Below are 24,904 nucleotides of genomic sequence, written 5' to 3'. Positions count from 1 at the left end.
ATTTAGGTTTATAATTGATATAGAGTGCAATATTACCTATAACCTAGTAAACAACATAGATAATTATGAATGTACAACTTGTTGACTCCCTTGTAGAAATTGTTTCTAAATTAACTCCCGAAGATCAGAAACTTTTTCTATCTAAACTTTCTCATAGAAATATTATTCCAGCAGCAGAACAACAAAAATTAACCTCAACAGAAAAAGCCACAAAATTTCAAGAATGGTTATCTCAGTTTCCTCAAAGTAGTATTACCCTATCGGATGAAGCACTGCGTCGAGAAAATATTTATGATGATAGAGGCATATGAAAAGCTACTTACTTGATACCAATATTATTCTTAGATTTACAAATTCCCAATCTCTGGAATATAACCTGATAAGCAATGCTATTTCTCAAATTTTGTTACAAGGTAGTCAATGTTTTATTACCTCTCAAGTAATCATTGAATTTTGGGTTGTTGCTACTCGTCCTGTTAATGTCAATGGATTAGGATGGACTGTAGAACAAACAACTCAAGCAGTACAGATGTTAATAAATCAATTTGATTTTCTAGAAGAAACACCAGATGTATTTTCTATTTGGTTGAACTTAGTAACAACATATAATATTTCTGGTAAACGCACTCACGATATACACATATTAGCCGTGATGCTTGCTCATAATATCAGTCATATTTTAACTTTAAACCCCAAAGATTTTATAGCTGTTCCCGAAATTACGATTATTCATCCTCAAAATATTAATGGCTAAGAATATTGTGAATGCAATTATCCTGTAAATCCTTTAATCTTGCAAATCGTGATTCGGGCTACAATTCTACACCCAAGACTTGCAAAATCTCTTTAACGGGTGCTTTTTCTTGCTCTAACTGTTCAACTCGATGTATTAACCGCTTAGGAATGTACTTAGAAGATTTTACTAAGCGATGGGCTACGCCCCACCGGAGGTGATCGCCTTGAGTCCAAAATTCAAAATGATAGTAAGCCGTGGATAGTCTTTGTCTTTTTTGGTAATTGTGCGCCAGTGAATGTTACCGCTTCCCTCTCCTTTATGCCGCCGCATTTTACTAGGGCTTTGATTACTAGGGGAGATACCAGAATTACTAGGGCTTAACTGGATATCCCCTAGTAATTTACTAGGGCTGTTATTACTAGAGGAGATATCAGAATTACTAGGGCTTAACTGGATATCCCCTAGTAAATTACTAGGGCTGTTATTACTAGGGGAGATATCAGAATTACTAGGGCTTAACTGGATATCCCCTAGTAAATTACTAGGGCTGTTATTACTAGGGGAGATTAGTTAAAAAACAGGTTTACACACTTTTGTCGCTATACCTCATCAATCTAAAATAATCTATAAATTTTAACTAAAATTTCACCCCCTTAACAGGGGCAAGAGCGACGAATTAAGATGAATAAATCCTATGTCTACAGTCGCTCTACATCAAAAATATCGCCCCCAAACTTTAGCCGAATTGGTTGGACAACCCTACATTAAAACTGCTCTCACTAATGCCATCAAACACCTGCAAATTGCCCCAGCTTATTTATTAACAGGTTCTAGAGGTACAGGTAAAACTTCCACTGCACGCATATTTGCTAAATCTCTTAATTGCCTTAATAGCAAAAAACCAACTGATAAACCTTGTGGAATTTGTCAATCTTGCCGTTCAATTGAAAGTAGCAATAGTTTAGACGTGAGTGAAATTGATGCTGCTTCTAACAATGGTGTAGATGATGCCCGTGCTTTAATTGAACGCTGTACTTTAGCACCAATAGCAGGACGTTATCGAATTTTTATTTTAGATGAATGTCACTGTTTAACTGGCAATGCCTTCAATGCTTTACTCAAATGTATTGAAGAACCACCACCTCATGTTGTCTTCATTCTCTGCACCACAGAACAGCACAAGGTTTTACCTACTATTATCAGTCGTTGTCAGGTGTTTAATTTTCGCACTTTATCAATTCAAACTATTGTGCAGCATCTCCGTATTATAGCAAATGCGGAATCTATTTCTATTAATGAAGAGGCACTGATTGCGATCGCTCGACTGAGTGATGGTGGTTTACGAGATGCGCTACAATTACTCGGTCAAGCCAGTCTTTTAGATGTAGATATCACTGCCCATCATGTTATGGAAATCGTTGGTGGTGTCACAGAAGCAGAGCTAATGGCTATTTTACAGGCAATATCAACCAACAACACTTTTAATTTGCTGCAAGTTGCTAGAGTTTTGGTAGACTCTGGGAAAACGCCCAAGTTGATTATCTCAAATTTACTGCAAACATACCGAGATTTACTGATTATCAAGTCTGCACCCAAGGAACAAGCTTTACTAACTGGTTGTGTCAGCCATACCCAACTCAAAGCTTTCACCAAACACTGGAATTTCGAGACTCTGAATTTGTCTTTAGCAGAGTTACAAAAAGCTGAAAATTATCTGCGGTATACGGTAAATGCAGCAGTGTGGCTGGAGGTTTGTTTACTCAATTTGCTGCCCGGTTTATTGCCTGGGGGTGCAACGAAGACGGTAAATGTGAAACCTGGGCATGATGGCAAATTGTTACCAACTTATGGCACGTACACCATCAACAAGGTAACTGATAAACCTGTGGATGATCCAGGTGCGGATAGCTTGTTACCAGCAGTTGCAACCAATACCGCTAATGCTTCTAATACTGCTAATTTAGCGCAAATTTGGCAGCAGGTAATGGATAAGGCTAAACCGAACCATCAAAAGCTGTTGGCTCATGCAAATCTGGTGAAATTGCAAGGGTCTAAGGCAATTTTAGAGGTAACACCAGCTTACCTGCAAAAGTTTGAGAATAGCAAAGAGGTTATTGCTAAAATGCTGCAACGAGCTACTCAAAGTCCAAAACCCCTGACTGTGTTGATTAAAACTGCCAATCTCAGTAATAATGGGAGGGTCAGAGGATGATTGTTTTGCTCACTGGTGATGACGAATACGCTATTCAAGAACAGCTAAACCAGTACAAAGCAGAGATTGATTCTCAATGGCTGACTCTATGCTATCACCGATTTCCGGCTGTTCAGCTTGACAAAGCTTTGAGTGTGGCTCGTACTCGTTCCCTGACTGGTGGTAAAAAACTGGTAATTGTGGAAAATTGCCACCTCAAGCAGTGGGGTGATCCTGAGTTGGAGACTTTGCAACAGTTGATGCAATTGCCTGATTCAACTATTTTGGTGTTTGTGGCTAATAATGTGGATAAGCGGTTGAAGGTTTACAAACATCTGGTCAAGTATGGCAAGTTGTTGGAGTTTTCGTTGATACCACCTTGGCGGCATGATTTGATTGAACAGGCGATAGTTTCGCTTGCTGCAAAACTCTACACGAATACTACAGATAATGCTGTGACAACTAAGAAAATTAAACTGCTGTTGTCAGAGAAGGCGGTGACATATTTAGCACAAGCTATTGGTAATGATATGACCCGTGCAGCTTCTGAGTTACGCAAACTGTCTATCTATGCTCAGGGTAGAAAGTTAGAGCTTGCAGAGGTACAAGAATTAGTGCCATGTCAAACTCAGAACAGCCTACAATTGGCTGCGGCTATGCGTGAAGGGAAAAGCCATCAAGTTTTGCAGTTGCTGGATGATTTACTGTCTCGTTCTCAACCTTTAATGGTGATTGTCAGCACTATTTTAACGCAGTTTAGAACTTGGTTATGGGTGAAATCGGCGATTGTTTCTGGGGTGAAGAAGGATGGTGAATTAGCTCAACTTTGTAATATCAGCAATCCTCATCGTATTTACTATTTGCGTCAGGAGGTAGCAAATACAAATATCAATGCTTTGGCTAAGGCGGTGACTATGATCTTGGATTTGGAGATGTCTATTAAGAGGGGTGCTGATGCTAGGGATTTATTGGTGGTGATTCTTGGTGTTTGTAGGTTGTTTCAGGTAGTTTAATCAGGAAGAAGTTGAGGGATAATTTTGGATTTTGGATAGGATGTTTGATGTCTGTCTAAAATCCAAATTCAGTTGTTTAAGTCAGTCAGGGAAATCGTGTATTTATTCAGTGTAATCGTTTGATTTACACAAATTTTATGTTCAGATAAAAAAGTTCTATGACTATAGATTAAGTGCTTCCAGTAAAATGATAGGTATAGTTTCTGATGTAGCTTCTTGAATTTCTGTATTAGGAACTAATTCAAGCCAGTTCTTAAAACTGATTCCTTGTTTTTGAATAAGTTGTACTTCTAATAGATAAGATTCAAACCGATGATAAGTTTCAATTATTTCTTCAATTTTTTCTACTTTCATTGTTAATACGAGGGAATCAATGCTTGCTTTTTGAAAAGGTTTATTAATCATTTCTTCTACAGCGTCTGCTACTATTCTATTTGCGATCAATCCTCCAAATATAGGTATGACTGCTGCTACTACTGCTGCCGGCACTAGTGCATCATACAAAACTTCTTGTTTTGCACGATATTGAACAACATTGATCAGATTTTTTCTTTGTGCTTCAAACAATACAGATTTGTCATCTGAGGATTTGTTTAGTTCTGGTTCAAGCCATTTACAAATTCGAGCTAGTCTGTGTAACTCGACAGGGCTATCTAAACTAGTTGGTTGTCCCATTACAAAACCGTGATTTACAAAACTAGGACAAGTTCTTGCTATTGGCTGAGATATTAGGAGAGTTTTTACATATTTGTCTATATGAAAACGAAGAATTTCAGCACCTTCTTGAAGACAAATAACAGCATTTTTTATCTCTCCTAATTCTAAATAACAACGCGCTCTCGCCATATAAGTTAATGCTAACGAGGCAATATATTTATCTGTTAAGCTGATATTTTCTTTCAGTGAAGATTCTATATAATTACTATAGGTATGTTGAGCCTCTAAGAATCTATTAATGGCTAAAGTTGCCATATTTATTCGATTCTCAGGATTAACCATTGTCTGAGAATCATTGGCTAAATCAAGAGCAGCACGAAAATTAGCATAAACGGAAATGTCAAATTTTTGATGTAGATTATTAATATTACCTTGAATTTTTTCTTCAAGTTTATTTAATTCTTCTTTACAACTTTCTTCTAATTTTTTCAGTTTATTTAAAATTAATGCAAAGCCTATTACAGAAACACCTAAATTAATGACTGATACGCCTAAATTGAGAATACTAAGTACAGGAGAAGCAGCACTCAGTAAATTTCTTACTCCTGAAATATTAGGTGATACTTCACGTAACATAGCAACAATTTGTTTTGTATTGCTATCACGAATCACACCACCTATTCTTACATATTCACCAGTTTTTAAACCCTGTAATATCCAATTAGGAATATCAAATGTAGTTTGAAATATTGTCATATTGTTGGAATGTTTATTTTATGATGATTTCGTGAAAATATCCACCTGTTAATAAGATGGATACTTATAGTTTGAAGTAGTTTTTAGGCTACAAATGAAATGTTAGAAAAGTAGGTCTAATTGAAAAATTGAAATCTAATCTACATTTTCAAAAACTACCCAGAAATTTACATACAATCCTTCAAGTTAAAACTTAACCAAGGAATTTGTTTAAAAAAATTCTGAAGTTCCTCCAATATCTTAATAATTTTCTCGATGCGTTCTTTAGAATCTATTTCAGGAGAAGTTATTTCCCGAAGGTGATCAAGATATTTTTGCCAGTCTTTTTCAACAGCATCAGCACCTTGATTAAAACTTTTAGTTGTATCTTCCCAAAATTCATTAATTCCATCTGCAAATTTATTAATTATATCTTGTTCTTGGAAATATTTAACTGTCTGCTTTGCTAAACGTTTTTGCCAAGATTCTGTGATAGAACTAACTAACTTAGCCACTGCCAAACCTATACTTAAAGATAGAGCTATTCCAAGTACAATTGGTCCACCAATAGCTGCTACAAAAGTAATTATTCCAGCAGTACCACCACTAAATCCAAAACCAATACCTAATGCTGATAAAAAACTAACAAATTGGGCTACTAAAATATAACCACCAAGATTTCCTAGACTAGCTGCCCAAAATGCCAAAGCTCCAAAACTACCTAAACCTGCAAATGCGCCTGCAATAAAAGATTCACGAAAGTCAAAATTAAAATCATAAGAATTAGAATTTTGATATTCTTTTTGATGAGTTTCATATTCTACAATAAAGATATCTACTTCATTTTTGAATTTCTCAGAATTACTATTGATAATAGTTCCTAACTCATGTTGAATTTTTTCAATTAAATAACCAGGAATACTTTCTTTAGCCTCTTTTTTGTCATCATATTGAGTACGAATAATTTGTTCTACAGCATCAACAGTCAGTAGTTGGTTAGCATACTCTTTGAAGGAAGTGTGAGTATCTTTTTTTAAGTTAGTGATAAGTTTAAGTACATTATCACGTTTTTCTTGAGTTTCCTTTTTATGATTTTCTTCATTTTCTTTCAATGCTTCTAGCTGTTTACGTCGTGAATCAATATCATCAAAGGCGTTTTGATAAGCCTCTATTCCTTTGGCACATTTATCTATATTAGCTTCCTTGATTGCATTGATTTCTCTTTCAACACGAGACATTACTGTTTGAGGTAAAAATTCCCCTACTAATTTAGTAAAGTCATTAAACAAACCTTGACATCTATCAGGTCTTTCTGACCAAAAAGTAAAGAATCTGCTTTGTAAATCTTGCTGAGAAATATCACGATTTATTAATTCTCTACGATTCTTTAATACTCCCTCATTCAGTTGTTTATAGAGTCTTCTAGCAGCATCAACTGGAATTGTTTGAAGTTGCTCATTAGAAATACTAGGATGAGCATGAGTAGCAACAATAAATAAATTTCCCAATGTAGGAAAATTATTACATTCATTTTCTGGAGCAGGAAGTAAACTTAATAAATTACTAAGACGTGACATATCCTGAGCTTCAATATGTCTTGTTGCTGGTGAAGCATATATCACTATATCTGCTATTTGTGCCGCACTATTAGCCTTTTCTACATCTTTGGAAACTTCATCAGGTTGATCTGAAAAACCAGGAAGGTCTATTAAATTACAAGCTTTTAGAAGAGGTGAATTAATGTAAACTACCGCAGCATGAGCAGCTATATCCTCATTTTCTCCATGTACACCATACTTTTGTAAAACGTCAAAACTTCCTGATTGAATACAATATTTTTCAAAACGTTCTTCATCATCTAAAAGCAAGAAATCGAGAATTAGTTTACCTTTTTCATCTTTGATCCAAAAATTATCATTGACAATTAATACATCATCTTCACACCATTGAGGACGATCTTGAACATGACGCACAAATGTAATAACTCTTGTTGCTGGTTGATAACCAACAGGCAAATTTTTAGTACCTAACATAGTGTTTGCTAGGTGTGATTTACCTGCATCAAAACCTCCAGTTAATACTAAATTCGGTTTTTTTCGGTAGCGTTTCAGTTGTTTTCTTAGGTTGTTAGGAGTATTTGGAGGTGTTGGTATATCCAGCTTATCTATAGGAGGAGTAGAATCAATATACTGATCAAGTAAATTTAGTCTACGATAAAGCTCAGTATATGGAGAACCAGGATCAATACCTTTTAGTGGTTGTATCGGTGGTGACATAGCTGTAGTAAGGTCAACTCCTAATATTTGAAGCCATTTTACTAAAAGCCCCATAGGTAAAGTATCAGGTGCTTTTTCATAAGCATCAACTTCTTCCGTAGAAATATTTAAGGCATTAGCAATATCTACTTGCTTCATACCAGCTTTTTGACGATATCCTAGTAAGTCGATATTCATTTTTGTATCTTTTATCAAGTAAATAAATTGACATTATATACCCTATTAGAGTCATAATAATTATACAAGAGTATAAATACTGTAAAAGCAGATATTTTTTTAATGCAAACCATAATAATTATCCGAACTTAATATCTTTCCCCACTAGGAGATTTTTTAGGGCAAAGAGCGAAAAATACCGCCATGAACACGCCCAACTACTTACTGCAAAGCCTTTGGACACCACCTACCACAGCCATTCCAGAAAAATCACCATCCCCAAGAACCAACAGATATCACCAAATTTCTAAGTGAAGAATTACTCTGGCAACAAACAATTCCCGACACAGATAAATATGTATTAAAATAGAAAGTAATATCTAATTTAAAACCTCAAGAATTATTGATAAAAACAATGAATATTGAGCAGACTGTCTTAGAAATTTCAGGAATAGAAATCACCAAATCTATCTTAATAGATTTCCAAAAACTCTCCTCTTGCTCTGGAGAACCAATAGCATCTGTCTATGCAGATAACCTACTGCGGACTATGCAGAATATGCGCGATAAATTACCTTTTTATCCCTATACAGAAGTGGTAATGGCATTACATGATGCACTGGCATATTCTAACCGTTGGATTGACTATAATGCCAGTCAATACCAGGAAGTTTGTCAATTACTTACATCCCTAATCAATCAAGAAACAATCAACAATTCATCAGTCGAAACAGCAATTTTAACTCTAGAAAACTTAGGCTTTGATACCCTACCATTCGGAGTCAAACTTGACGAAAGCCTGGATCTAGATAAAGACGACGAATAACACCAAATGGATAAATCTATTAGTTTAACTATTTATATTCAACCAGTAATCAACCTCATTACAAACATCCTTCAGAGAGTAAAATCGTTGCCAGATGATAATTTTATAGTAAATTACTATGGCATTTATCAGAAATAACTTTGTTAATTCGGAGTTTACTTCTATCAACTTAATATCTTCCCCCACTGGGGGATTTATGAGGGCAATGTTCAAAAAACACCACCATGAACACGCCCAATTACAGCTTATTACTGCAAAGCCTGTGGACACCACCTACCACACCCCTTTCCGAAAATTCCCACACAAATAATCATCTCCCAGAACCAACAGAAATCACCGAATTTCTAGGAGAAGACTTACTCTATCAACAAACAATTCCCGCTACCGAACCCAACCTCAAAACCATCCCCAAAGACCTACCAAAACAATTAATTAAAGCCCTACAATCATTAGGAATCACCCAACTTTACTCCCATCAAATCAAAGCCTTACAAGCAATTAGAACAGGTAAAAGTTTCATCCTCACTTCCCCTACAGCCAGTGGTAAAACCCTCAGCACATACCCCGGCATTATCGAAGGTTGCATCAATCAAGAACACCGAGCTTTAGCATTTTATGGACTACGAGCATTAGCACTAGACCAATTCCATAAAATCTCACAATTACTTTCTACCATACCCCCAAAATATCGCCCAGTCTTAGCAATGATCACTGGAGATGTCAAATCAGATGAGCGAGAACAAATACTTGCCAGTGAACCCCATATATTAGGTGTAACTCCCGAATTAATTCATTTCCAACTCAAACAAGTTTGGAAATCACCAAATTGGGCAAACTTTTATCAACGATTACGCTACATCTTAATTGATGAAGCACACACCCTTTCCGGTAGCTATGGTGCAAATATGGCTTGGTTAATTCGCCGTATTAAACTAGCAGTAGATCATTACGGTGGTGACTCCCAAAAACTGCAATTTATCTTCCTCAGTGCTACTTGTGGAAATCCTAAACAATTAGCTTTAAAAATCTCCGGTTTAAAACCTACAAAACTCAATCCTAAACCCTTAATTTGGATTCGCAAAAGTGGAGCATCTGCACCACCCAGACAAGTAATTGTCACTCAACCAAGTTATAATTTAACTGCTGACACAGCCCGGACAATTCAATTTTTACTCAATCAAAATAAATCAGGAATCGCTTTTTGTAACTCCCGGCGAAGCGTGCGAGAAGTCACAGAACTGTTAAAATCAAATCAAGTCACCGCATTTTACAGTGGCATTACTGCCGAGCGTCGAGCAGAAGTAGTTAATCAACTTCAATCTGGTATAATCAAGTGGATAATTGCCACAGAAGCCTTAGAAGCAGGAATAGATTTACCAGAATTAGAATGTTGTGTATTGCGTGGCTGGCCTGGTTCTAAAATGGCATATCAGCAACGCAGTGGTCGAGCCGGACGTTCTCAACCAGGACTGACAGTGCTGCTTCCCAATGCTTTCAACCCCATTGACTGTTATGTAGCAGAACATCCAGAAATGCTGGTATCTGGAGAATCTGAAGAAGTGTTTTTTAATGATGAATATCCCATCTTTGCAGCCAAACATTTGATGTGTGCAGCCGCAGAAACAGGCATTCCCACTAACAAAATTAAACACTATTTTGGTGCAGCCGCTTTTGATGTTGCTAAACTGTTATTAGCCCAAGGACATTTACACAAAGGTCGTAATGGTTTATGGGCTAAAGGTTATCCCCATAAAGATGTTAATTTTCGGGGTGGTTTATCGCAAACAACTATCAAATTAGTAGATGCAATTTCTGGGGAAGAATTAGAGGAAATATCTGAAGATATCGCTCATCGAGAAGTGCATCCCCAAGCTATTTATAAACGCCAAAATGCGAAGGGAGAAATGCTAACTTATCAATGTATTTCCTTAGACCTTAACAGTAAACGAGCGATTTTAAAACAAACAACAGATAAGGCAATTTTTACGGTTGCAACTACAATATCACAAACCAGTAGTTTAACTGTGTTAACTGACCCAATAAATTTACCATTACTGTTTTCTCCAGATAATATAGAAGAAAAGAAACAGGGGGAAGAGGAACAGAAAATAAAGGGGAAAATTTCGCACAAGACTGACATCGTATTCATAGGAAAATCTGTGAAGGAGGAACAGAGAATAGAGGATAAAATTTCGCACTCTGCACCTCTGTCTGAAGTTGAAGAATATCAGGAATACTTAACCCTAGAACTGAGTTTTGGTGAAGTTAAACACATTACCAGCGGTTACAGTTTAATGACGCAAATTTACGAGCAGACTTGTTTGAATAAACGCTGTCTCAACTATAAAGAACCCTTACCTCAACAACCGCGTTGTCCCCTGTGTCGTAAACTCACCCGCAAAGCTGTCATTGTCAAAACCCTATCAGAAGCCAAGTTTGAGCAGCCTTTTCGCACCCAATTTTCCGCCCCTATGGTAAAAGTAACAATTAACTCAAGTGCGCGAGAATACATCCAACAGTTTGCTAAGGAAACTAGAACCAGTTTAACCCGCAGTCAAGAACCGATACCTTCTGGTTATCAACAGTTGTGGGAATATTCCAGTCCCTTCATTGCTATCCACAGCTTTGGACATCAAATTATGAGAGCATTACAGCTTGTAGCGAGAGTTGACCCCAAACAGGTGAATTTTACAGTGGTAAAGGAGTTAGGGGAAAATAACAATTACACAGGTTATTTCTATGATACCAGTGATGGCGGCAATGGTGCGGCTGAAGCTGTGTTTAAACATCTGCCAAAACTTGCGGAGGTTGCGGGGGCGATCGCACGAGATTGTAATTGTCATACTGGTTGTGCTAAATGTTTAATTCAACACGGCTGTCCTGATGGGAATACTGCTTTATTGAAGCAGATGGGGTTAGTGTTGTTGGATGCAGTTGCTAGACCTGAAACATAGCATTTTATAGTTGTTAATTTTGCTGAAATACCTACCCTGAACAACGTACTCATAGGGTAGGATTAAAAAAGTTATCATAGCAAAGCGAAAACAATCAACCTCTTATTTCATGGTTGTGTCGTAAAAAGTTGTAGCAATATGGGAAATGAGGTAAAAATTTGATACTTATTATCAAGGAGCGTGCGACTCTAAAACAAGTTGAGGAAATGCTGCAAACCTTGGACGTTTATATCAAAATAGCAGTAGATATAGAAAAAGGGATTCTTGCGGGAGGTGGACAGTTACACGCTGAGTGCGAAGCAGTATTATTGAAAGATGGTAGCAAGCAGAAAGACATTTGGGGTGCAGACTGGATACCATTTACGCAAAAAATGGCTTACGAGTCAATTATTAATATTCGGCCTAGTCAAAATAATCGGTCGATGATAATTCAAGACCCAGCGATACGAGAACGTGTAACACAAATTACTCAAAGATTAATAGGTGGTTATGAACCAGAATTTAAATGAAAAACAAACCCGCTTTCAAATCAACAATATACCAAATCGCTTAGGACATATAGCGGCTAATTTAGCACGAATTAAGTCATTTTCTCAGATTGCTTATAAAGAAGCGGTGAAAAGTGTAATTTCAGAAACCAAGTGGTTTATTGAGTGGACAGCAGCCGAAATAGAACCTGTTCAAGCTGAGGAATTGGTGAATATTCAAGTTCAGTTAGCGATGTGGGAATTAACTTGGAATGACATTTGGGCAGATGAAAAAGTCCGGGCTGAAGTTGCAGAACAATCTGGTATTTGGTCTGAACGAGTGTTAGATATGTCAGGCTTACTATCTGAATCTATTGCATAGTAATTAACTCAAGAAACTAACAATCATACTAAACTAGAAAGGTGGAATATATAATGAATAAACAATTGCTTAAAAAGTGAAATAATGTAATTACAAAAAATACTAGAAAAGACAGTAGCAGCTAACCGCTGCCTGGGAGAGATGCAATTTTCTCCCAACTATGTCAATAATTAATCTGGCTGACATTCAACAAATTAAGAAAACACAGCAACAACTTTTATTTCCGTATCAAAAACACCATCCAAATCACTCTGCTGTTGATTCTATTATTGCCGATAACTTCCATTTGCTGATGAAACAATTATTTTTACAACTACCTATAGAACCTTTATTAAATGCCCATCCTCAAATTGCTCAATGGGTTGCTCAAGTACAGGAACTTGCACCAGAACTTTTTCACACTCGCAAAAAGTTATTAGTTGATAATGCCGTCATTGCACCTTTGACAGTAAATAACGATAATTACTTTGTTCAAGTCACCACAAATATAGCTTTTAAGCAAGGTATTCCCAGACTTTATGAATGGGCTGTGCGTCATCCTCAGTTAAGCTGGCAAGACCGGGTAAAGTTGTGGACTACGACTATTCAATACTCAGTTATTCCTAAGCAAATGCAGCTTGTAATTTTAGCATTAGACCCTGTAAAACCACCCCAAAGATTAAATATACGTTGGAACAAGAAGTATCATCGGCAGACTGAAAGATGGTTAATTAAACTCCTGAATCAACCTCAAGAAAATGATGCCCAATCAAATCAAATAAATCAGGAAATACCGTCATCAATGATAAATTTAGACAATATTTCTGAAGTTAGCATTTAAGAGGCTAATGCCTCTCTCATTGGCAGATATAGATAACAATAAATGCCTAGGAAGAGGTGAAGCAGGAGCTTCTAATTATCAAAGTATTGGTATAGCAGCCGCCCAAAAACAAATTCAATCTGCAATTCATCAAGCAACAATTACAGCCTTTAATCACATAAATAATATTAATATTATCGCTATTTGTTTGGGTTTAGCAGGTGTTAGTCGTCCAGAGGATATGGAAGTAATAAAAGCTATAGTCAGTCAATTGCAAAATAGCAAAGATATCCTACCAATTACCTGGGAATTACAACCATCTCATATTGTTATTTGTCATGATGCTTTAGTTGCTTTAATAGGAGGAATTGGTGATGCTGTGGGTATTGTGGTAGCAGCCGGAACTGGTTCTATTGTTTTTGGACGAAATCATCAAGGAGAAACTAAACGAGTCGGTGGTTGGGGGTATATTTTAGGGGATGAAGGTAGCGGCTATAAAATAGCTGTTGCTGGAATGCAAGTAGCACTAAAGGCTATGATGGACGTGGTAAACCAACAAGTCTTGTGGAGAATTTGCAACAGCATCTTGGACTGGAAAGCATGGAAAACTTAATAGAGGTGATATATCGAAAAGGATGGGGTGTAAAAGAAATAGCAGCTTTAGCGCCAATTGTTGATCAAGCAGCTAGTGAAGGTGATAAAATTGCTAATAGTATTATTGATGAAGCTATTAAAGAATTGGTAATAGCTACTTCTACAGTTATTGATCACATTTTTGATTCTAACCAGGTTGTGGAAGTAGTCACCACCGGAAGCATCTGGCAGGGAAAATGTAACTTACGGGAAAGATTTGTTAACTCTATTATTCATCAGTATTCTTTGGCAAATGTGATTTATCCCCGCCATGAACCAGCTTATGGGGCGGGTTTGTTGGCATTAAAGGCTTTATCTGGTAATTGGTAAGTAATGGGTGTTTAACAAAAAAATGCGAAATTCCCAATCTTCTATAGAGCGAGTATGATTTCAACCATCATCTTGCCGTTGCTATTTTCAACCATCACCTTGCCGTTGCGGCAATTTCAAACTTGAAATCACAACGAGCGTTAAGCAAACTCAATAACTGAATTTAGAGGCTAACGCCTCAGACATTGGACAATCATATTTATACAGTCCAATGGTGAAATCAAAATTTACAAACAACTCTCATCGCCCTAATCAATCTCCTCCCAAAACTGCTGCTGCAAAACCTAAAACTACCAAAGCTAAAGCAACTGAACCTGATGATTATGACTTTGAAGAAACCGAATTTGAAATAGACCCAGAACTCTTCAATGATAATTATAACCAAGTCCGTAAACCACTTCTTCCCTATGGCATTGTCGTTAACGATAAACCTGCTGGACTTTTGATTCCAGAAGACCAATTAGAAAAAGCTGGTTGGATAGAAATGCCAACAGAAGATGACTTAACTACTGTCACTTTAACTGAAGATGTTACCGGATTATTAATTACTGAAGGTCGGTTACTGGTTTTAGCTTTTGCACCAGAATATATCCGTTATAAATCAGATGTGGAAGATGTGGGTGGTTCGTTTGTTGGACTTTATGATGACTACAGAAATAGTCTGGATAAAAGAACAATGGATGTGTGTTCAGAACACGCAATTATGTTTCTGAATGACAAAAACAAACCATTACATACTACTCCTATTGTAGTCCGATTTAAAAATGTAGCTCTCTGGAGTTTTAAATCAGTGCGTGAGGAGTTTTATCGTTCCTTAGAGAAAACATTTGCTGATTATTTCCAAGTACCATTTAGCGGTAAAAGTGATAAATGGCGCAGTTTAGGTGTGCTGGAAGTTGAGTTTAAAGCAGTTAAAGAAGGTGAAGGTAAGAATAAACATAATTGTTGTAAAACAGTTGCTTACACCAAACCTACAGTTGATAATTTCCCCCAACTGTATTTAGGTAAACCCGCAGCTAAAAGTTTAGTTTGGCAACAACATGATGCGATCGCTGGTTTTAATGAACCACAATCTCTACCTGCTTTACCAGGAGAATCAACTTCTGTAGAGGTGGAAGTTTTACCACCAAACAAGAATAAAAGTAAAACTCAAACTGTCCGTAAATCCAAAACAGCAACTAAACCACCCCGGAAAATTCAAGTAATTGAAGATGACGATGATTTCCTGGATGAAGATGATGATTTAGAAAAGGAGTTGGACGATGATGATTTCGTTTTTGAAGGCGATGACGAGTAGTTCAATGCTATTAAATCATCTGTTTTGAATAGAAAATCTACTGTAGTCAAAAACTATGGTAGATTTCTGATTATAAAAGCCAGACCTTATTTTTATTTACAGTCATTTTTAGGTAAATAGACAAAATATAGCAATTCCTATTCAAGTGAGGTACAAGCAGTAATAATTAAACACAGATGGACGCAGATAAACACAGATAATTTTGTACTTAATTAGACTAGGAATGCTAGATTTAGTAATCTGTGTTATTTCCTTACTTGAATTTACGTTGGGAATTATAGTAGTATAGCAATAGATAAAATTGTTAGGACATTTTTCTATTTATTATCTGTACCCTGTTCTCTTTGAATTCAAATACAATGTCCTAACTGATATATCTGTTTAATCCTGATGAGAGGGAAAAAATATAATTATGCAAATCACTATCGAGATTCCCGAAGATATTGGCAACCAACTCCAACAGAACTGGCAAGACTTACCCCAAAAGATCCTAGAAACTTTAGCAATAGAAGCTTATCGGAATGGTATCATGACTGCTGAACAAATTCAACAGTTACTAAAATTTGATTCACTTTCAAAAACTCAAAAGTTTTTAAACCAATCTCAGGTTTCTCTAAATTATAACCAAGACAATCTAGGACAAGCTCAACAAACAAAGATGTTAGCTGATGATATTAAGCAACTCCAACAAATCTGTATTGAAGAAGATTATTCCTTAGAAATTCCCTCTCGTCAAGACCGTCCTAATTCGTTTTTTTAATACCTACAATGACTTTTTTGTGTGATACTAATATCATTAGCAAATTAGTGCGACCTCAGCCTAATCCTGGTGTTTTAACATGGGTAAATAACTTGTCTTCGATAAATATTAGTGTAATTACTTTGGAAGAAATACATTATGCTTTAAAATCAAAACCTAATATAAGAATTCAAAATTGGTTTGATAACTTTATTAAAAATGATTGCCAAATCTTACCTATTACGGCTGAGATTGCTAAACTTTGTGGTGAATTACGAGGTCAGAGGTCAACAAAGGTTAAGCGGTAAAACAGTTACCCAAGCTGATATGATGATTGCTGCTACAGCCCAAATCTATCAAGTAACTTTAGTCACACGCAATATTCGTGATTTTGATAGTTGTGCTATCCCCCTTCTTAACCCTTTCACTTAATCCCAAAGATTTTTAGATTCTTCATTACTTATTATGCTAAATACGTCTACAAATGAGATAAAAATCCTTACTGGGTAAGAATAACAGCCGTTATTGTTAACATTTTCGGCTTGGTTATTAAATTTAGTAGACAAAAGCCTGTAAGCATTGATTTTAAAGGCAAGTTCTGGATTTTAATGAAAAATTCAGCATAACACCTACCGAAGAGCCGATTTTTATAATTTGAGATATTCTTAAAATGTAGTTGAATGATACTACTGACTACTGACTTAAGTGCTGAATATGGGTTATTGAATAATAAAAACTATTATTTTATTGATTTATTTATAGTTGCTAAAAGTTGACTATCTGCAACTTGATAACGATTACCATTAAAGCAGTAATTTAATTGCCGTAGTTGCTGTTTTTCTGTTTGCAGTACCTTAATACAAGGTAAGGGCTGATTCCTGGTTTCTCCTACGGCGAATAATTGCTTTCCTGGTGGTAAATTGGGATTTAGATAACTCAAAAATACCTGTGTAATTGGTTGATTTGATTTAAACCAATACCCAGCATACAGACAACCCAAAGCACCACAAACTTCTGGAGTATTAAAATTAAAAAGTCTGAAATTACCATCTTTTACTCCCACATCCCAAACCAGTATATTTTCAGCAGCAGCTTTGGTATTTAATTCGATATTATCTCTAATCACTTGTTCCAAAACAGGAGTAGAAACAACATCAACAGCTTTTTTCCAATTGATAGTCGCAGCATTCAAGCTACACCCTACTAAACTCAAAATCATAGAAAGCAACAAAAAGATACTGAAACCAATGCGAAACCAATGCACTCTGTAACGTATTCTCATAGAAGGTTGTGGTAATTGATATGCTGTTGTTTTCAGTGGTATAGACTGGGTAGAAGATGCTGATAAAGAAGCAACTTCTCTTTCTGCTATTGCTTGCTCAAATTGCTTTTCTGAATGCAAATTATTATCAGGTATTTGCTTTGTATTTGCTTCTGAAGATATAGACTGGCTAAATAAATTAGTCATAAAAACAACCTCACTCAGTGCAAAAATTACCGTAAGTATTCAAGCCATCAATAAAGCTACGCTATTAAATATTAAGCGTCTTAATTTTCTGATTTGTTAATCCTGAATTATGTTGTATTTCCTAATCTAATTACCAGTGTTTTAATTATCATTAATGTATCTCGAAGTTAAACTAGGAATACAAGTCAAAGTTTCATTATTGCTGTTATTATTGCTATACAAAGCTAAAGCCTTTCTGCCATAATCTTTAAGACTAAGACGACCAAAAACATCAGAACTACTAGCATCAACTTTGCTATTATCACCACCAAAATGCTTTTGAGCTACTCGTTCAATCAGCCGTTCACCAGTGAATAATTGTCCTGTAATCGGGTCAATTTCCGTTTGAGTTACTTGAATTTTATTGGCGATATCAGCCATAAATGCCCTATCCTGATCAGCAGGAGGAAAAAACTCAAATAATTCAGCTTCAGTAGGTTGATAACCTTGTCTTACCTGATTAAGAAACTTTTCCCCTCCCGACTTGGTAGCAATTAACCGCACTGCATAGGGGTTATAACTCATGAACTGATACCGTCCCAGTCCTCGACCACAGTTTAAACCCCCATCAGCGCAGGTATGCACACCGACAGCTTGATAATCCCCACTACCAGCACTTTCAATTTCGGCAATGGCGTTTCCTAGTAATGGCAAATTAACACCGTAAAAAGATTGACTGATGAATGAGCGACCTTTACTGGTAAATGTGCAAGGATGAATTTGATTTGTTACTGTATTACTTTGATTGAGATTACCTTTCACCTCTCTATTTGCACCTGTTGGTATAGAAGTAGTATTTATACTCTGCTCATTCCCACTGTCTAAATTACCTACAAACATCAAAGCATTCACTTTATAGCTGAAAAAAGGAATCGGACCGATAAAATAAGGTGAGCAGCCCATCTTCCAAGCGCAGAACCGAAAGTATAAAGCCGTATCTACTGTATCTGTGGTTTCATCTGTTTCCATTACCACAACTTTAAACGCTTTACCAAAGGGTAAACGTCCGGTTGGTTCTCGTCCGTTGTTAACTGCTTTGAGTATGCCCCAACCTCCCTCAACCTCCTGGTATTTACCGGATATCCATTGCTTACCTTCTAATTGATTGCGATCGCTTTTTCCCACATTTTCTAAATTATCCAGTTCTACGTAAGCACAGTCTTTTTGAGTACAAGGTACAGAAAAACCTTGCACGTCTGAACCAGAAATAGTGTTTTGACGGCGATTTTCTGTTGTTCCATAAACCGCATCAATTCGCATTACTAAATTACCAATTTCATTGATAGGATTAGGCATTAATCCTAAAGGTACTTGTCCCAGTCCTGGAATATTTTTGACAAAGCTATTCATCCAATTGGTTAAATCTTGAATGGGTACTGTTTCTAAATTGGGAATTGAAGTTAGCGAAAATTTTGTCAAGTCAATTTCTTTCAGCTGCATTTGTCCAATTTGGTACTGTTTAATTACCTGAGATAATGTTAAATTTGCTGGTTGAATTCCTTGAGTTTTCAGTAAAGCCGCAACAGGTTGAATATCTTTCACTGGTATTTGAGCTAATTGAGGAACAACTTTAGCTAAATGACTCAATGTTTGTTCTTCAATTAGAGGAAATTCGCTCAAAGGGACATTGGTTAAATCAGTAGATGTAATATCTGCAATAGCTTGTAAAGAAAATTGTTCTGCTTGCAATGCTTCACTAATATCTCCCAATTTTAAATATTCATCAGGAGTCATTCCTACAGTCCAAGTTCGACTCAAGTTATAACCTAATATTTCATTATATGGACTGCCATCAATTGCACCAGATTGATTGATACCTGGTAATTGACTAAGAGAAATTTGCTGCCAGTTTGGTAGTAAAAGTTTGTTAGCAGGTAATCGAGATTGACTATTAGCAACTTCTACAATTCGAGTTGGCAGATTACGATTATTCAATGTACTGTTGGCAGCTTGCACAGTAACACTGTAGATAATAAAACTCATGACAATGAGCAAAAATATCCATCTTTTTGAATTGTTCATAATTCAATGTTTTTAAATGACGACAACTACACCCCAATCAGTCAAGTATTTTCTTGAATCAAGGCTGTATTTGTTTGATATTGGGGTGTACGTATCAGTGAAAATATGATTTATAAACCGCGTGTACCTTGAAAGCTATAGTTTTTGGGAATTAGGGTAATAGCTTGAACTTAAACCACAACTGAATAATATATTCTCCTTAAAAACCCCATGTTTAAAAATGGACGGGGTTTAGTAAGGAGTCATAATACAAAATAGGTAAGACCTTAAGTATCATCCTTATTAAGGATTCTAAAATCTCGAATCTATTGATTCGGTGGTTGTATAAGTATTCTGACTCCTGATTCCTAACTCCTAACTCCTGAATTCTTACGATTTACAACTCTAATTCTGGGGATGTTGACTGCTGGTTTTTCTTGGATTTATAACCCGAACCAGAACTATATCCTGGTAATTTGGGATTGGGATTAGCAACTGATTCTGTATATGCTGTATCGCCAAAGTTGATTTCAAAAATATTTTCTTGATAACCATCTTCAAATCTGTCTGTTTCCCAAGGATTACTATTATCCTCATCACCAGATTCCTCAATACTATAACCAGGAGACTGATAACCGTTAACAGACTTTACCTGATTATTTTCATCTTCAAAATTTTGATTTAATGCGTGTTTTTGATTCATTGCTATTACCTAAACAACAATACCATTCAATAATGGACAATTAACAATTACCTTTTAATACTACTCTTTAAAGCCTTTTTGGGCATTATAAATAACGATATTCCAAGGGGAACAGCCTTATTTATTTCGTTAACCGAGCAGTATTGAATTACCTCTTCCTCATTGGGGAGAGGATTGAAAAATAGGAATTTTTGAAAAAAGAGGGTTCTTCGGTACTTGTTATGCCAAACTATTAATTCAACATCGAAATTTCGTTGAAAAATAAAGGTAAAAATCGAAATTCACGAAAAACCTCTAAAATGTTAATAAACAATGCGTGTTTTTATTGTATGGAGAGAGTTTCGTGGTTTTCATGACTTACATTTAGCATAATATGTACGAAAAAACCAAAAAATATTAATTGTCAATTGTCAACTGTCAACTAATTAATACCAGCATAAAAAATTAATTGAGTAACAGCAATAACCGATTGGCTAATAAATTATTAGCCGATTGGCTATTTTTTATGATGCGCTCATATCGAGAAGACAAATGGAACAACTAAACTTGATTCCTGCGGAAGTAGTGACAGAATTAAAGAATCATAAAAATGCTAAACTGCCACACAACACATTGAAAATGCTGCAAGTTCTGGCCAGTTTAGATACTCCTAAAGAATTGTTAGCAACTTTATTAGAAATAGCCGAATTTTCTATACACCATATTCGCTACCTAGCAGGTCCATTGGTTATTTATGGCAATGCTTGGAGTGATACAATTCCTCAATGGTTGAAGTTTGCTTGTATTCAAGACAGGTTAGAACTGATTTGTAATGAGTATGAACAAAATCAAGTTGGTGAATATGCCACAGCTACAGAAGTTCTCACTTACATGATGCCAGCAACCTACGACGCACCTTTACATCGAGATTACGCTAACCTTTATCTTTGGGTAGGTAATGAAGTTTTGACTAAATACAATAAATTACCCAAAGATTACCAGAGTTTTTATGAATTTATTGATGGAAATACAAGGAATAGTGGCAGTAAATCCATTATCCATTTTCAGCAGGTAAAGAATGATTTTCACGATATTAGTCAATCAATTCGACGCAGCATAGTTAAACACGCAGCACAGCAAGGATGGGGTAAACGTCGTGTTAATGCTAAGTCTAAATTAGACGAACTTGAAAATACTCATCCTGTGGAAACTTCAGTAAATTCATCTGTACAAATGGATTTGTTTTAAAGTTACCAAAAATCCTCAGTTTACAACTTTAGATTTTCAACTGAGGATGCAAATATAGCAATCCGATTTGAGTTGTGAACATATAGTACAAGTGATTTGGTGAATTAGGATACTCAAAACCTTTATCTAGCTTGACTTATATTCATAGTACTCATGTTCTAATCATTCTATAATCATTTAGGATTGCTATATTATCAATTGATAATTCATAATTGACAATTTTTTATTCAAGGTGGTTAACCTCTGCTTTATTAGGAAAAATTCTATTTCCCACCTTTCTTCTTACGAATAAGGGAGAAATAATTGTCAATTATCAATTGGATTGTCCATTGTTGAAAAGTTTTATCGAATCTTGGAAATTTAAAGAAATTTAGAAGGAAGCTATTGCTTCGTTGTTTTTGATAATGAATCTCAATTGAATCATCATGAATATTCAACAAATTCAAGAAGTTTTAAATTATCTGATCCTGATAATTACAGCATCTTTTACCATCATAATGCTTGTTGATTTTGGATGGGGATTAGTGCATTTATGGCATGAAGTCTCTGTTCAAATTGAAGTTGGTTCTAACACTAACACATCTGAACAATCAAGCATTGAATTTCGTGAAACAACAAATGGCAATCTTAATCTTGAAAAAGAAAATTATCATTCACCTGCTAATAATAACTCTGTTGTTCATAGTTCTGCCAATATTGAACATAACAATGGTAATCAACTAAGTATATCAGATGATGATTTTACCAAAGTTGAAGAAGTGAATGAATCTACTATTTGTACTAACCTTGAAGATGACAATAGTAATCAACTAAGTGTATCAGATGATGATTTTACCAAAGTTGAAGAAGTGAATGAATCTACTATTTGTACTAACCTTGAAGATGACAATAGTAATCAACTAAGTGTATCAGATGATGATTTTACCAAAGTTGAAGAAGTGAATGAATCTACTATTTGTACTAACCTTGAAGATGACAATAGTAATCAATCAAATGATAGCACTTCTTTACAAGCAGAACTCGAAGTCAACAATTCAATTACTGTTGACATAGACAAAATTGATTTACGCACAGCCAGAAAAATTGCTAGTGCCATTAAAAAATCTACAAACCCCAAGTCTGACTTAATTATCAAACAGAAAGTCAATGGTAAAAACGTTCCTTTAGGTTGGTTGCAAGCACAAATCAAAAATCGTTTAGAAATCGCACCAGAAATTGTTCAACCAATTATTCAAGAATTAGCTCCTAATGCAATTCATGATTCTGACCAAGATATCCAACCACATCATATTTTACAGAAAGATAAGCCTCAGTGCCAAGTTGGTTAATTGAATCAAGCGAATAAGAGAGAGATTTTATATATAAATCTCTCTTTTTTTATTAAATAAATGCCAACTAATACTCATGAAGAACCAAATCAATAAACTTTATGAACTATTCCCCAAAATCCTCTGAATACCCAAAATACACTGTAGTCAAAGATGTTCCAACTCTCAAAAGTGTTATCAAACCTTTGTTTAAAGCAAAAGTTCTAGCTTTAGATTGTGAAACTACAGGACTAGATCCTTTAACTGATACAATTCGATTAATTCAAATAGCTGTACCTAATTATCCGGTTGTAATAATTGATTTACCAACTATTTACAAACGCAATAATATGGAACAAAAAACTGGAAATAAATGCACTAACATTAGTCGTTTACTACTTAACAAACTCCTCTGTAATTCCGCTTTGAAAATTGCTCATAATGCCAAGTTTGAATGGCAATTTCTCACTCAAGCTGGACTGCAAATTGCTGGACGTTTCTTTGATACTCAACTAGCTTACCAAGTTTTAAATGCTGGCATTAAAACCAGTGCATCTTTAGAAAATGTCGCTCGTAAACTGTTACGTATCCAAATAGATAAAACCTTACAAACTAGCAATTGGCATCAATCTCTGACTTCAGAACAATTACAATATGCTGCTTTAGATGCTGCTATTTTACTCGACTTTTACCCAATTTTAATCAAGAAATTAAAACAGGCTAATTTGCTAAAAATTGCCCAACTTGAATTTCATTGTCTGCCTGTTGTTGCTCAAATGGAACTCAATGGAATGTTGTTTGATTTGTCTCAATTGCATAAGTTGGGTGCAAAGTTAGAAACTGATAAAGTCAATGCACTTCAACAACTTAAACAATTGCGTTTGGTGGGTAAATCTCAATTATCTCTGTTACCAGAATTGACTGATACTGTTAATCCTAATTCTTCTCAACAAGTTTTAGCTGCTTTCCAGGCTATGGGTATTCCTGTCCAATCAACTAATCAAAAAGATTTAGTACCTTTAGTAGCTCAATATCCTATTATTAAGGCTCTTTTAGACTATCGTCACCTTGCTAAAATTACTGCCACTTTTACTGAAAGTTTACCTAAACATATTCACCCAAAAACTGGGAGAATTCACCCTAATTATTATCAATTAGGAGCAAGGTCTGGGAGATTTTCCTGTCGTCAACCACCTTTACAAACTATTCCCCGTGATGCTGCTAGAAGTTGTTTTATTGCTGCACCTAACTACCAAATACTGAAAGCTGATTATTCGCAAATTGAATTAAGAATAGTAGCGCGTCTTTCTGGTGATGCCAAGATGCAACAAGCATATCGTCAAGGTGCTGACTTGCACAAACTGACTGCTGCTTTGGTAACTGGTAAGGTGATCACGGAGGTGACAGAGGAAGACCGCAGACTGGCTAAAGCAATTAATTTTGGACTGATTTACGGTATGGGGGCTGCCAAACTTCGCATTTATGCTGAAACTAAGTATGGTGTGACAATGACACTGGATCAGGCGAAGGCTTTTAGAAAGCGGTTTTTTGATGCTTATTCTGGTGTAACTAAGTGGCACGAAACGATTAAGCAAGCATATCTGCGGGGTATTAAAGAAAGTCGGACTTTAGCAGGGAGAAGACGAAGATGGGCTGATAAACCCAGGTTTGCTGAAATGCTCAATCATCCTGTACAAGGGTTGAATGCAGATATTAATAAGTTGGCGATGGTGAAGCTTGTTAAGCCGTTAAGTAGAACTAATGCAAAGTTGATCTGTGTTGTTCATGATGAAATTGTGCTGGAATGTCCAGAGAATGAGGTGGAGCGAGTGAGCAAAATGCTACACAGATGTATGGTTGCTGCGGCTCTTAAGTTTCTTAACCCTGTGCCTGTAGTGGTGGATGTTACAGTAGGTGATTCCTGGTAACTACGGAACTTAAACTTAAACAAAAATTGTCTTGATGCTC

General features: G+C 35.8%; 21 protein-coding genes and 1 pseudogene. 17 read left to right on the top strand and 5 right to left on the bottom strand.

Annotated features, from left to right (window positions below; genetic code table 11):
- Positions 1-65 precede the first annotated feature (65 nt).
- From ANA7108_RS0100365 to holA, 4 genes are all read left to right on the top strand, one after another.
- Positions 66-311: a hypothetical protein gene (locus ANA7108_RS0100365; RefSeq protein WP_016948762.1), complete on the top strand. Its 246-nt coding sequence runs from the start codon at positions 66-68 to the stop codon at positions 309-311.
- Entirely contained in the window at positions 308-754 is a 447-nt protein-coding gene (locus tag ANA7108_RS0100360) for a type II toxin-antitoxin system VapC family toxin (RefSeq protein WP_016948761.1), read from the top strand. The genes ANA7108_RS0100365 and ANA7108_RS0100360 overlap by 4 nt, the downstream gene beginning before the upstream one ends.
- Before the next feature lie 676 nt (positions 755-1,430).
- Positions 1,431-2,948 carry a DNA polymerase III subunit gamma/tau gene (dnaX, locus tag ANA7108_RS0100355; RefSeq protein ID WP_016948760.1) on the top strand — a complete coding sequence of 506 codons (1,518 nt, stop codon included), beginning with the start codon at positions 1,431-1,433 and terminating at the stop codon, positions 2,946-2,948.
- A complete protein-coding gene (holA, locus tag ANA7108_RS0100350; RefSeq protein ID WP_016948759.1) occupies positions 2,945-3,940 on the top strand; it encodes a DNA polymerase III subunit delta in 996 nt (331 codons plus the stop codon). The genes dnaX and holA overlap by 4 nt, the downstream gene beginning before the upstream one ends.
- Before the next feature lie 162 nt (positions 3,941-4,102).
- Here holA and ANA7108_RS0100345 read toward each other — a convergent pair whose 3' ends face one another.
- Both ANA7108_RS0100345 and ANA7108_RS0100340 read right to left on the bottom strand, forming a co-directional pair.
- Positions 4,103-5,353: a hypothetical protein gene (locus ANA7108_RS0100345; RefSeq protein ID WP_016948758.1), complete on the bottom strand. Its 1,251-nt coding sequence runs from the start codon at positions 5,351-5,353 to the stop codon at positions 4,103-4,105.
- A 167-nt stretch (positions 5,354-5,520) separates the two neighbouring features.
- Positions 5,521-7,785 (bottom strand): dynamin family protein, encoded by a 2,265-nt coding sequence (locus tag ANA7108_RS0100340; protein ID WP_016948757.1) that lies wholly within the window; start codon positions 7,783-7,785, stop codon positions 5,521-5,523.
- 394 nt (positions 7,786-8,179) lie between these two features.
- Between ANA7108_RS0100340 and ANA7108_RS0100335 the strand changes: the two genes are divergently transcribed.
- From ANA7108_RS0100335 to ANA7108_RS30410, 10 genes and pseudogenes are all read left to right on the top strand, one after another.
- Entirely contained in the window at positions 8,180-8,590 is a 411-nt protein-coding gene (locus ANA7108_RS0100335) for a hypothetical protein (protein ID WP_016948756.1), read from the top strand.
- A gap of 224 nt (positions 8,591-8,814) precedes the next feature.
- On the top strand, positions 8,815-11,544 hold the full coding sequence (locus tag ANA7108_RS0100330; protein ID WP_016948755.1) for a DEAD/DEAH box helicase: 2,730 nt from the start codon (positions 8,815-8,817) through the stop codon (positions 11,542-11,544).
- 158 nt (positions 11,545-11,702) lie between these two features.
- Complete coding sequence (locus ANA7108_RS0100325) at positions 11,703-12,053, top strand: DUF5674 family protein (protein ID WP_026103907.1); 351 nt, start codon at positions 11,703-11,705, stop codon at positions 12,051-12,053.
- Positions 12,034-12,393 (top strand): hypothetical protein, encoded by a 360-nt coding sequence (locus ANA7108_RS0100320; protein ID WP_016948753.1) that lies wholly within the window; start codon positions 12,034-12,036, stop codon positions 12,391-12,393. The genes ANA7108_RS0100325 and ANA7108_RS0100320 overlap by 20 nt, the downstream gene beginning before the upstream one ends.
- Positions 12,394-12,553: 160 nt before the next feature.
- Positions 12,554-13,213, top strand: a complete 660-nt coding sequence (locus ANA7108_RS0100315; protein WP_016948752.1) for a hypothetical protein — start codon at positions 12,554-12,556, stop codon at positions 13,211-13,213.
- Positions 13,214-13,220: 7 nt separating this feature from the next.
- Positions 13,221-14,155: pseudogene (locus ANA7108_RS26510) on the top strand (N-acetylglucosamine kinase).
- Positions 14,156-14,366: 211 nt separating this feature from the next.
- Positions 14,367-15,452: a DUF5895 domain-containing protein gene (locus tag ANA7108_RS0100305; protein WP_016948751.1), complete on the top strand. Its 1,086-nt coding sequence runs from the start codon at positions 14,367-14,369 to the stop codon at positions 15,450-15,452.
- A gap of 412 nt (positions 15,453-15,864) precedes the next feature.
- Entirely contained in the window at positions 15,865-16,212 is a 348-nt protein-coding gene (locus ANA7108_RS0100300; protein WP_016948750.1) for a UPF0175 family protein, read from the top strand.
- Between the two features lie 8 nt (positions 16,213-16,220).
- Positions 16,221-16,499, top strand: coding sequence for a PIN domain-containing protein (locus ANA7108_RS28370; protein WP_016948749.1), 279 nt, complete (start codon positions 16,221-16,223; stop codon positions 16,497-16,499).
- Positions 16,411-16,623, top strand: a complete 213-nt coding sequence (locus tag ANA7108_RS30410; RefSeq protein ID WP_192815403.1) for a hypothetical protein — start codon at positions 16,411-16,413, stop codon at positions 16,621-16,623. The genes ANA7108_RS28370 and ANA7108_RS30410 overlap by 89 nt, the downstream gene beginning before the upstream one ends.
- 307 nt (positions 16,624-16,930) lie before the next feature.
- Here ANA7108_RS30410 and ANA7108_RS0100285 read toward each other — a convergent pair whose 3' ends face one another.
- The 3 genes from ANA7108_RS0100285 to ANA7108_RS0100275 all read right to left on the bottom strand — a co-directional run bounded on the left by ANA7108_RS0100285 (position 16,931) and on the right by ANA7108_RS0100275 (position 20,402).
- Complete coding sequence (locus tag ANA7108_RS0100285; protein ID WP_016948747.1) at positions 16,931-17,659, bottom strand: hypothetical protein; 729 nt, start codon at positions 17,657-17,659, stop codon at positions 16,931-16,933.
- 141 nt (positions 17,660-17,800) lie between these two features.
- Positions 17,801-19,720 carry a M23 family peptidase gene (locus ANA7108_RS26500; protein WP_237741465.1) on the bottom strand — a complete coding sequence of 640 codons (1,920 nt, stop codon included), beginning with the start codon at positions 19,718-19,720 and terminating at the stop codon, positions 17,801-17,803.
- 376 nt (positions 19,721-20,096) lie between these two features.
- Positions 20,097-20,402 carry a hypothetical protein gene (locus ANA7108_RS0100275; RefSeq protein WP_016948745.1) on the bottom strand — a complete coding sequence of 102 codons (306 nt, stop codon included), beginning with the start codon at positions 20,400-20,402 and terminating at the stop codon, positions 20,097-20,099.
- Positions 20,403-20,933: 531 nt separating this feature from the next.
- Here ANA7108_RS0100275 and ANA7108_RS0100270 point away from each other — a divergent pair.
- From ANA7108_RS0100270 to ANA7108_RS0100255, 3 genes are all read left to right on the top strand, one after another.
- Complete coding sequence (locus ANA7108_RS0100270; protein WP_016948744.1) at positions 20,934-21,629, top strand: hypothetical protein; 696 nt, start codon at positions 20,934-20,936, stop codon at positions 21,627-21,629.
- 425 nt (positions 21,630-22,054) lie between these two features.
- Positions 22,055-22,957 carry a hypothetical protein gene (locus ANA7108_RS0100260; protein WP_016948742.1) on the top strand — a complete coding sequence of 301 codons (903 nt, stop codon included), beginning with the start codon at positions 22,055-22,057 and terminating at the stop codon, positions 22,955-22,957.
- A gap of 101 nt (positions 22,958-23,058) precedes the next feature.
- Entirely contained in the window at positions 23,059-24,864 is a 1,806-nt protein-coding gene (locus ANA7108_RS0100255) for a bifunctional 3'-5' exonuclease/DNA polymerase (RefSeq protein WP_016948741.1), read from the top strand.
- Positions 24,865-24,904: the final 40 nt, after the last annotated feature.

Origin of the sequence: Anabaena sp. PCC 7108 (assembly GCF_000332135.1) — a bacterium.
GTDB lineage: Bacteria > Cyanobacteriota > Cyanobacteriia > Cyanobacteriales > Nostocaceae > Anabaena.
This window is presented reverse-complemented; position numbering and strand designations above follow the sequence as displayed.

Excerpts from the sequence above, each read along its gene's own strand:
- ANA7108_RS0100365 (WP_016948762.1), top strand. The coding sequence starts at position 66 with ATGAATGTACAACTTGTTGACTCCCTTGTAGAAATTGTTTCTAAATTA.
- ANA7108_RS0100360 (WP_016948761.1), top strand. The coding sequence starts at position 308 with ATGAAAAGCTACTTACTTGATACCAATATTATTCTTAGATTTACAAAT.
- dnaX (WP_016948760.1), top strand. The coding sequence starts at position 1,431 with ATGTCTACAGTCGCTCTACATCAAAAATATCGCCCCCAAACTTTAGCC.
- holA (WP_016948759.1), top strand. The coding sequence starts at position 2,945 with ATGATTGTTTTGCTCACTGGTGATGACGAATACGCTATTCAAGAACAG.
- ANA7108_RS0100345 (WP_016948758.1), bottom strand. The coding sequence starts at position 5,353 with ATGACAATATTTCAAACTACATTTGATATTCCTAATTGGATATTACAG.
- ANA7108_RS0100340 (WP_016948757.1), bottom strand. The coding sequence starts at position 7,785 with ATGAATATCGACTTACTAGGATATCGTCAAAAAGCTGGTATGAAGCAA.
- ANA7108_RS0100335 (WP_016948756.1), top strand. The coding sequence starts at position 8,180 with ATGAATATTGAGCAGACTGTCTTAGAAATTTCAGGAATAGAAATCACC.
- ANA7108_RS0100330 (WP_016948755.1), top strand. The coding sequence starts at position 8,815 with ATGAACACGCCCAATTACAGCTTATTACTGCAAAGCCTGTGGACACCA.
- ANA7108_RS0100320 (WP_016948753.1), top strand. The coding sequence starts at position 12,034 with ATGAACCAGAATTTAAATGAAAAACAAACCCGCTTTCAAATCAACAAT.
- ANA7108_RS0100315 (WP_016948752.1), top strand. The coding sequence starts at position 12,554 with ATGTCAATAATTAATCTGGCTGACATTCAACAAATTAAGAAAACACAG.
- ANA7108_RS0100305 (WP_016948751.1), top strand. The coding sequence starts at position 14,367 with ATGGTGAAATCAAAATTTACAAACAACTCTCATCGCCCTAATCAATCT.
- ANA7108_RS0100300 (WP_016948750.1), top strand. The coding sequence starts at position 15,865 with ATGCAAATCACTATCGAGATTCCCGAAGATATTGGCAACCAACTCCAA.
- ANA7108_RS28370 (WP_016948749.1), top strand. The coding sequence starts at position 16,221 with ATGACTTTTTTGTGTGATACTAATATCATTAGCAAATTAGTGCGACCT.
- ANA7108_RS30410 (WP_192815403.1), top strand. The coding sequence starts at position 16,411 with ATGATTGCCAAATCTTACCTATTACGGCTGAGATTGCTAAACTTTGTG.
- ANA7108_RS0100285 (WP_016948747.1), bottom strand. The coding sequence starts at position 17,659 with ATGACTAATTTATTTAGCCAGTCTATATCTTCAGAAGCAAATACAAAG.
- ANA7108_RS26500 (WP_237741465.1), bottom strand. The coding sequence starts at position 19,720 with ATGAACAATTCAAAAAGATGGATATTTTTGCTCATTGTCATGAGTTTT.
- ANA7108_RS0100275 (WP_016948745.1), bottom strand. The coding sequence starts at position 20,402 with ATGAATCAAAAACACGCATTAAATCAAAATTTTGAAGATGAAAATAAT.
- ANA7108_RS0100270 (WP_016948744.1), top strand. The coding sequence starts at position 20,934 with ATGGAACAACTAAACTTGATTCCTGCGGAAGTAGTGACAGAATTAAAG.
- ANA7108_RS0100260 (WP_016948742.1), top strand. The coding sequence starts at position 22,055 with ATGAATATTCAACAAATTCAAGAAGTTTTAAATTATCTGATCCTGATA.
- ANA7108_RS0100255 (WP_016948741.1), top strand. The coding sequence starts at position 23,059 with ATGAACTATTCCCCAAAATCCTCTGAATACCCAAAATACACTGTAGTC.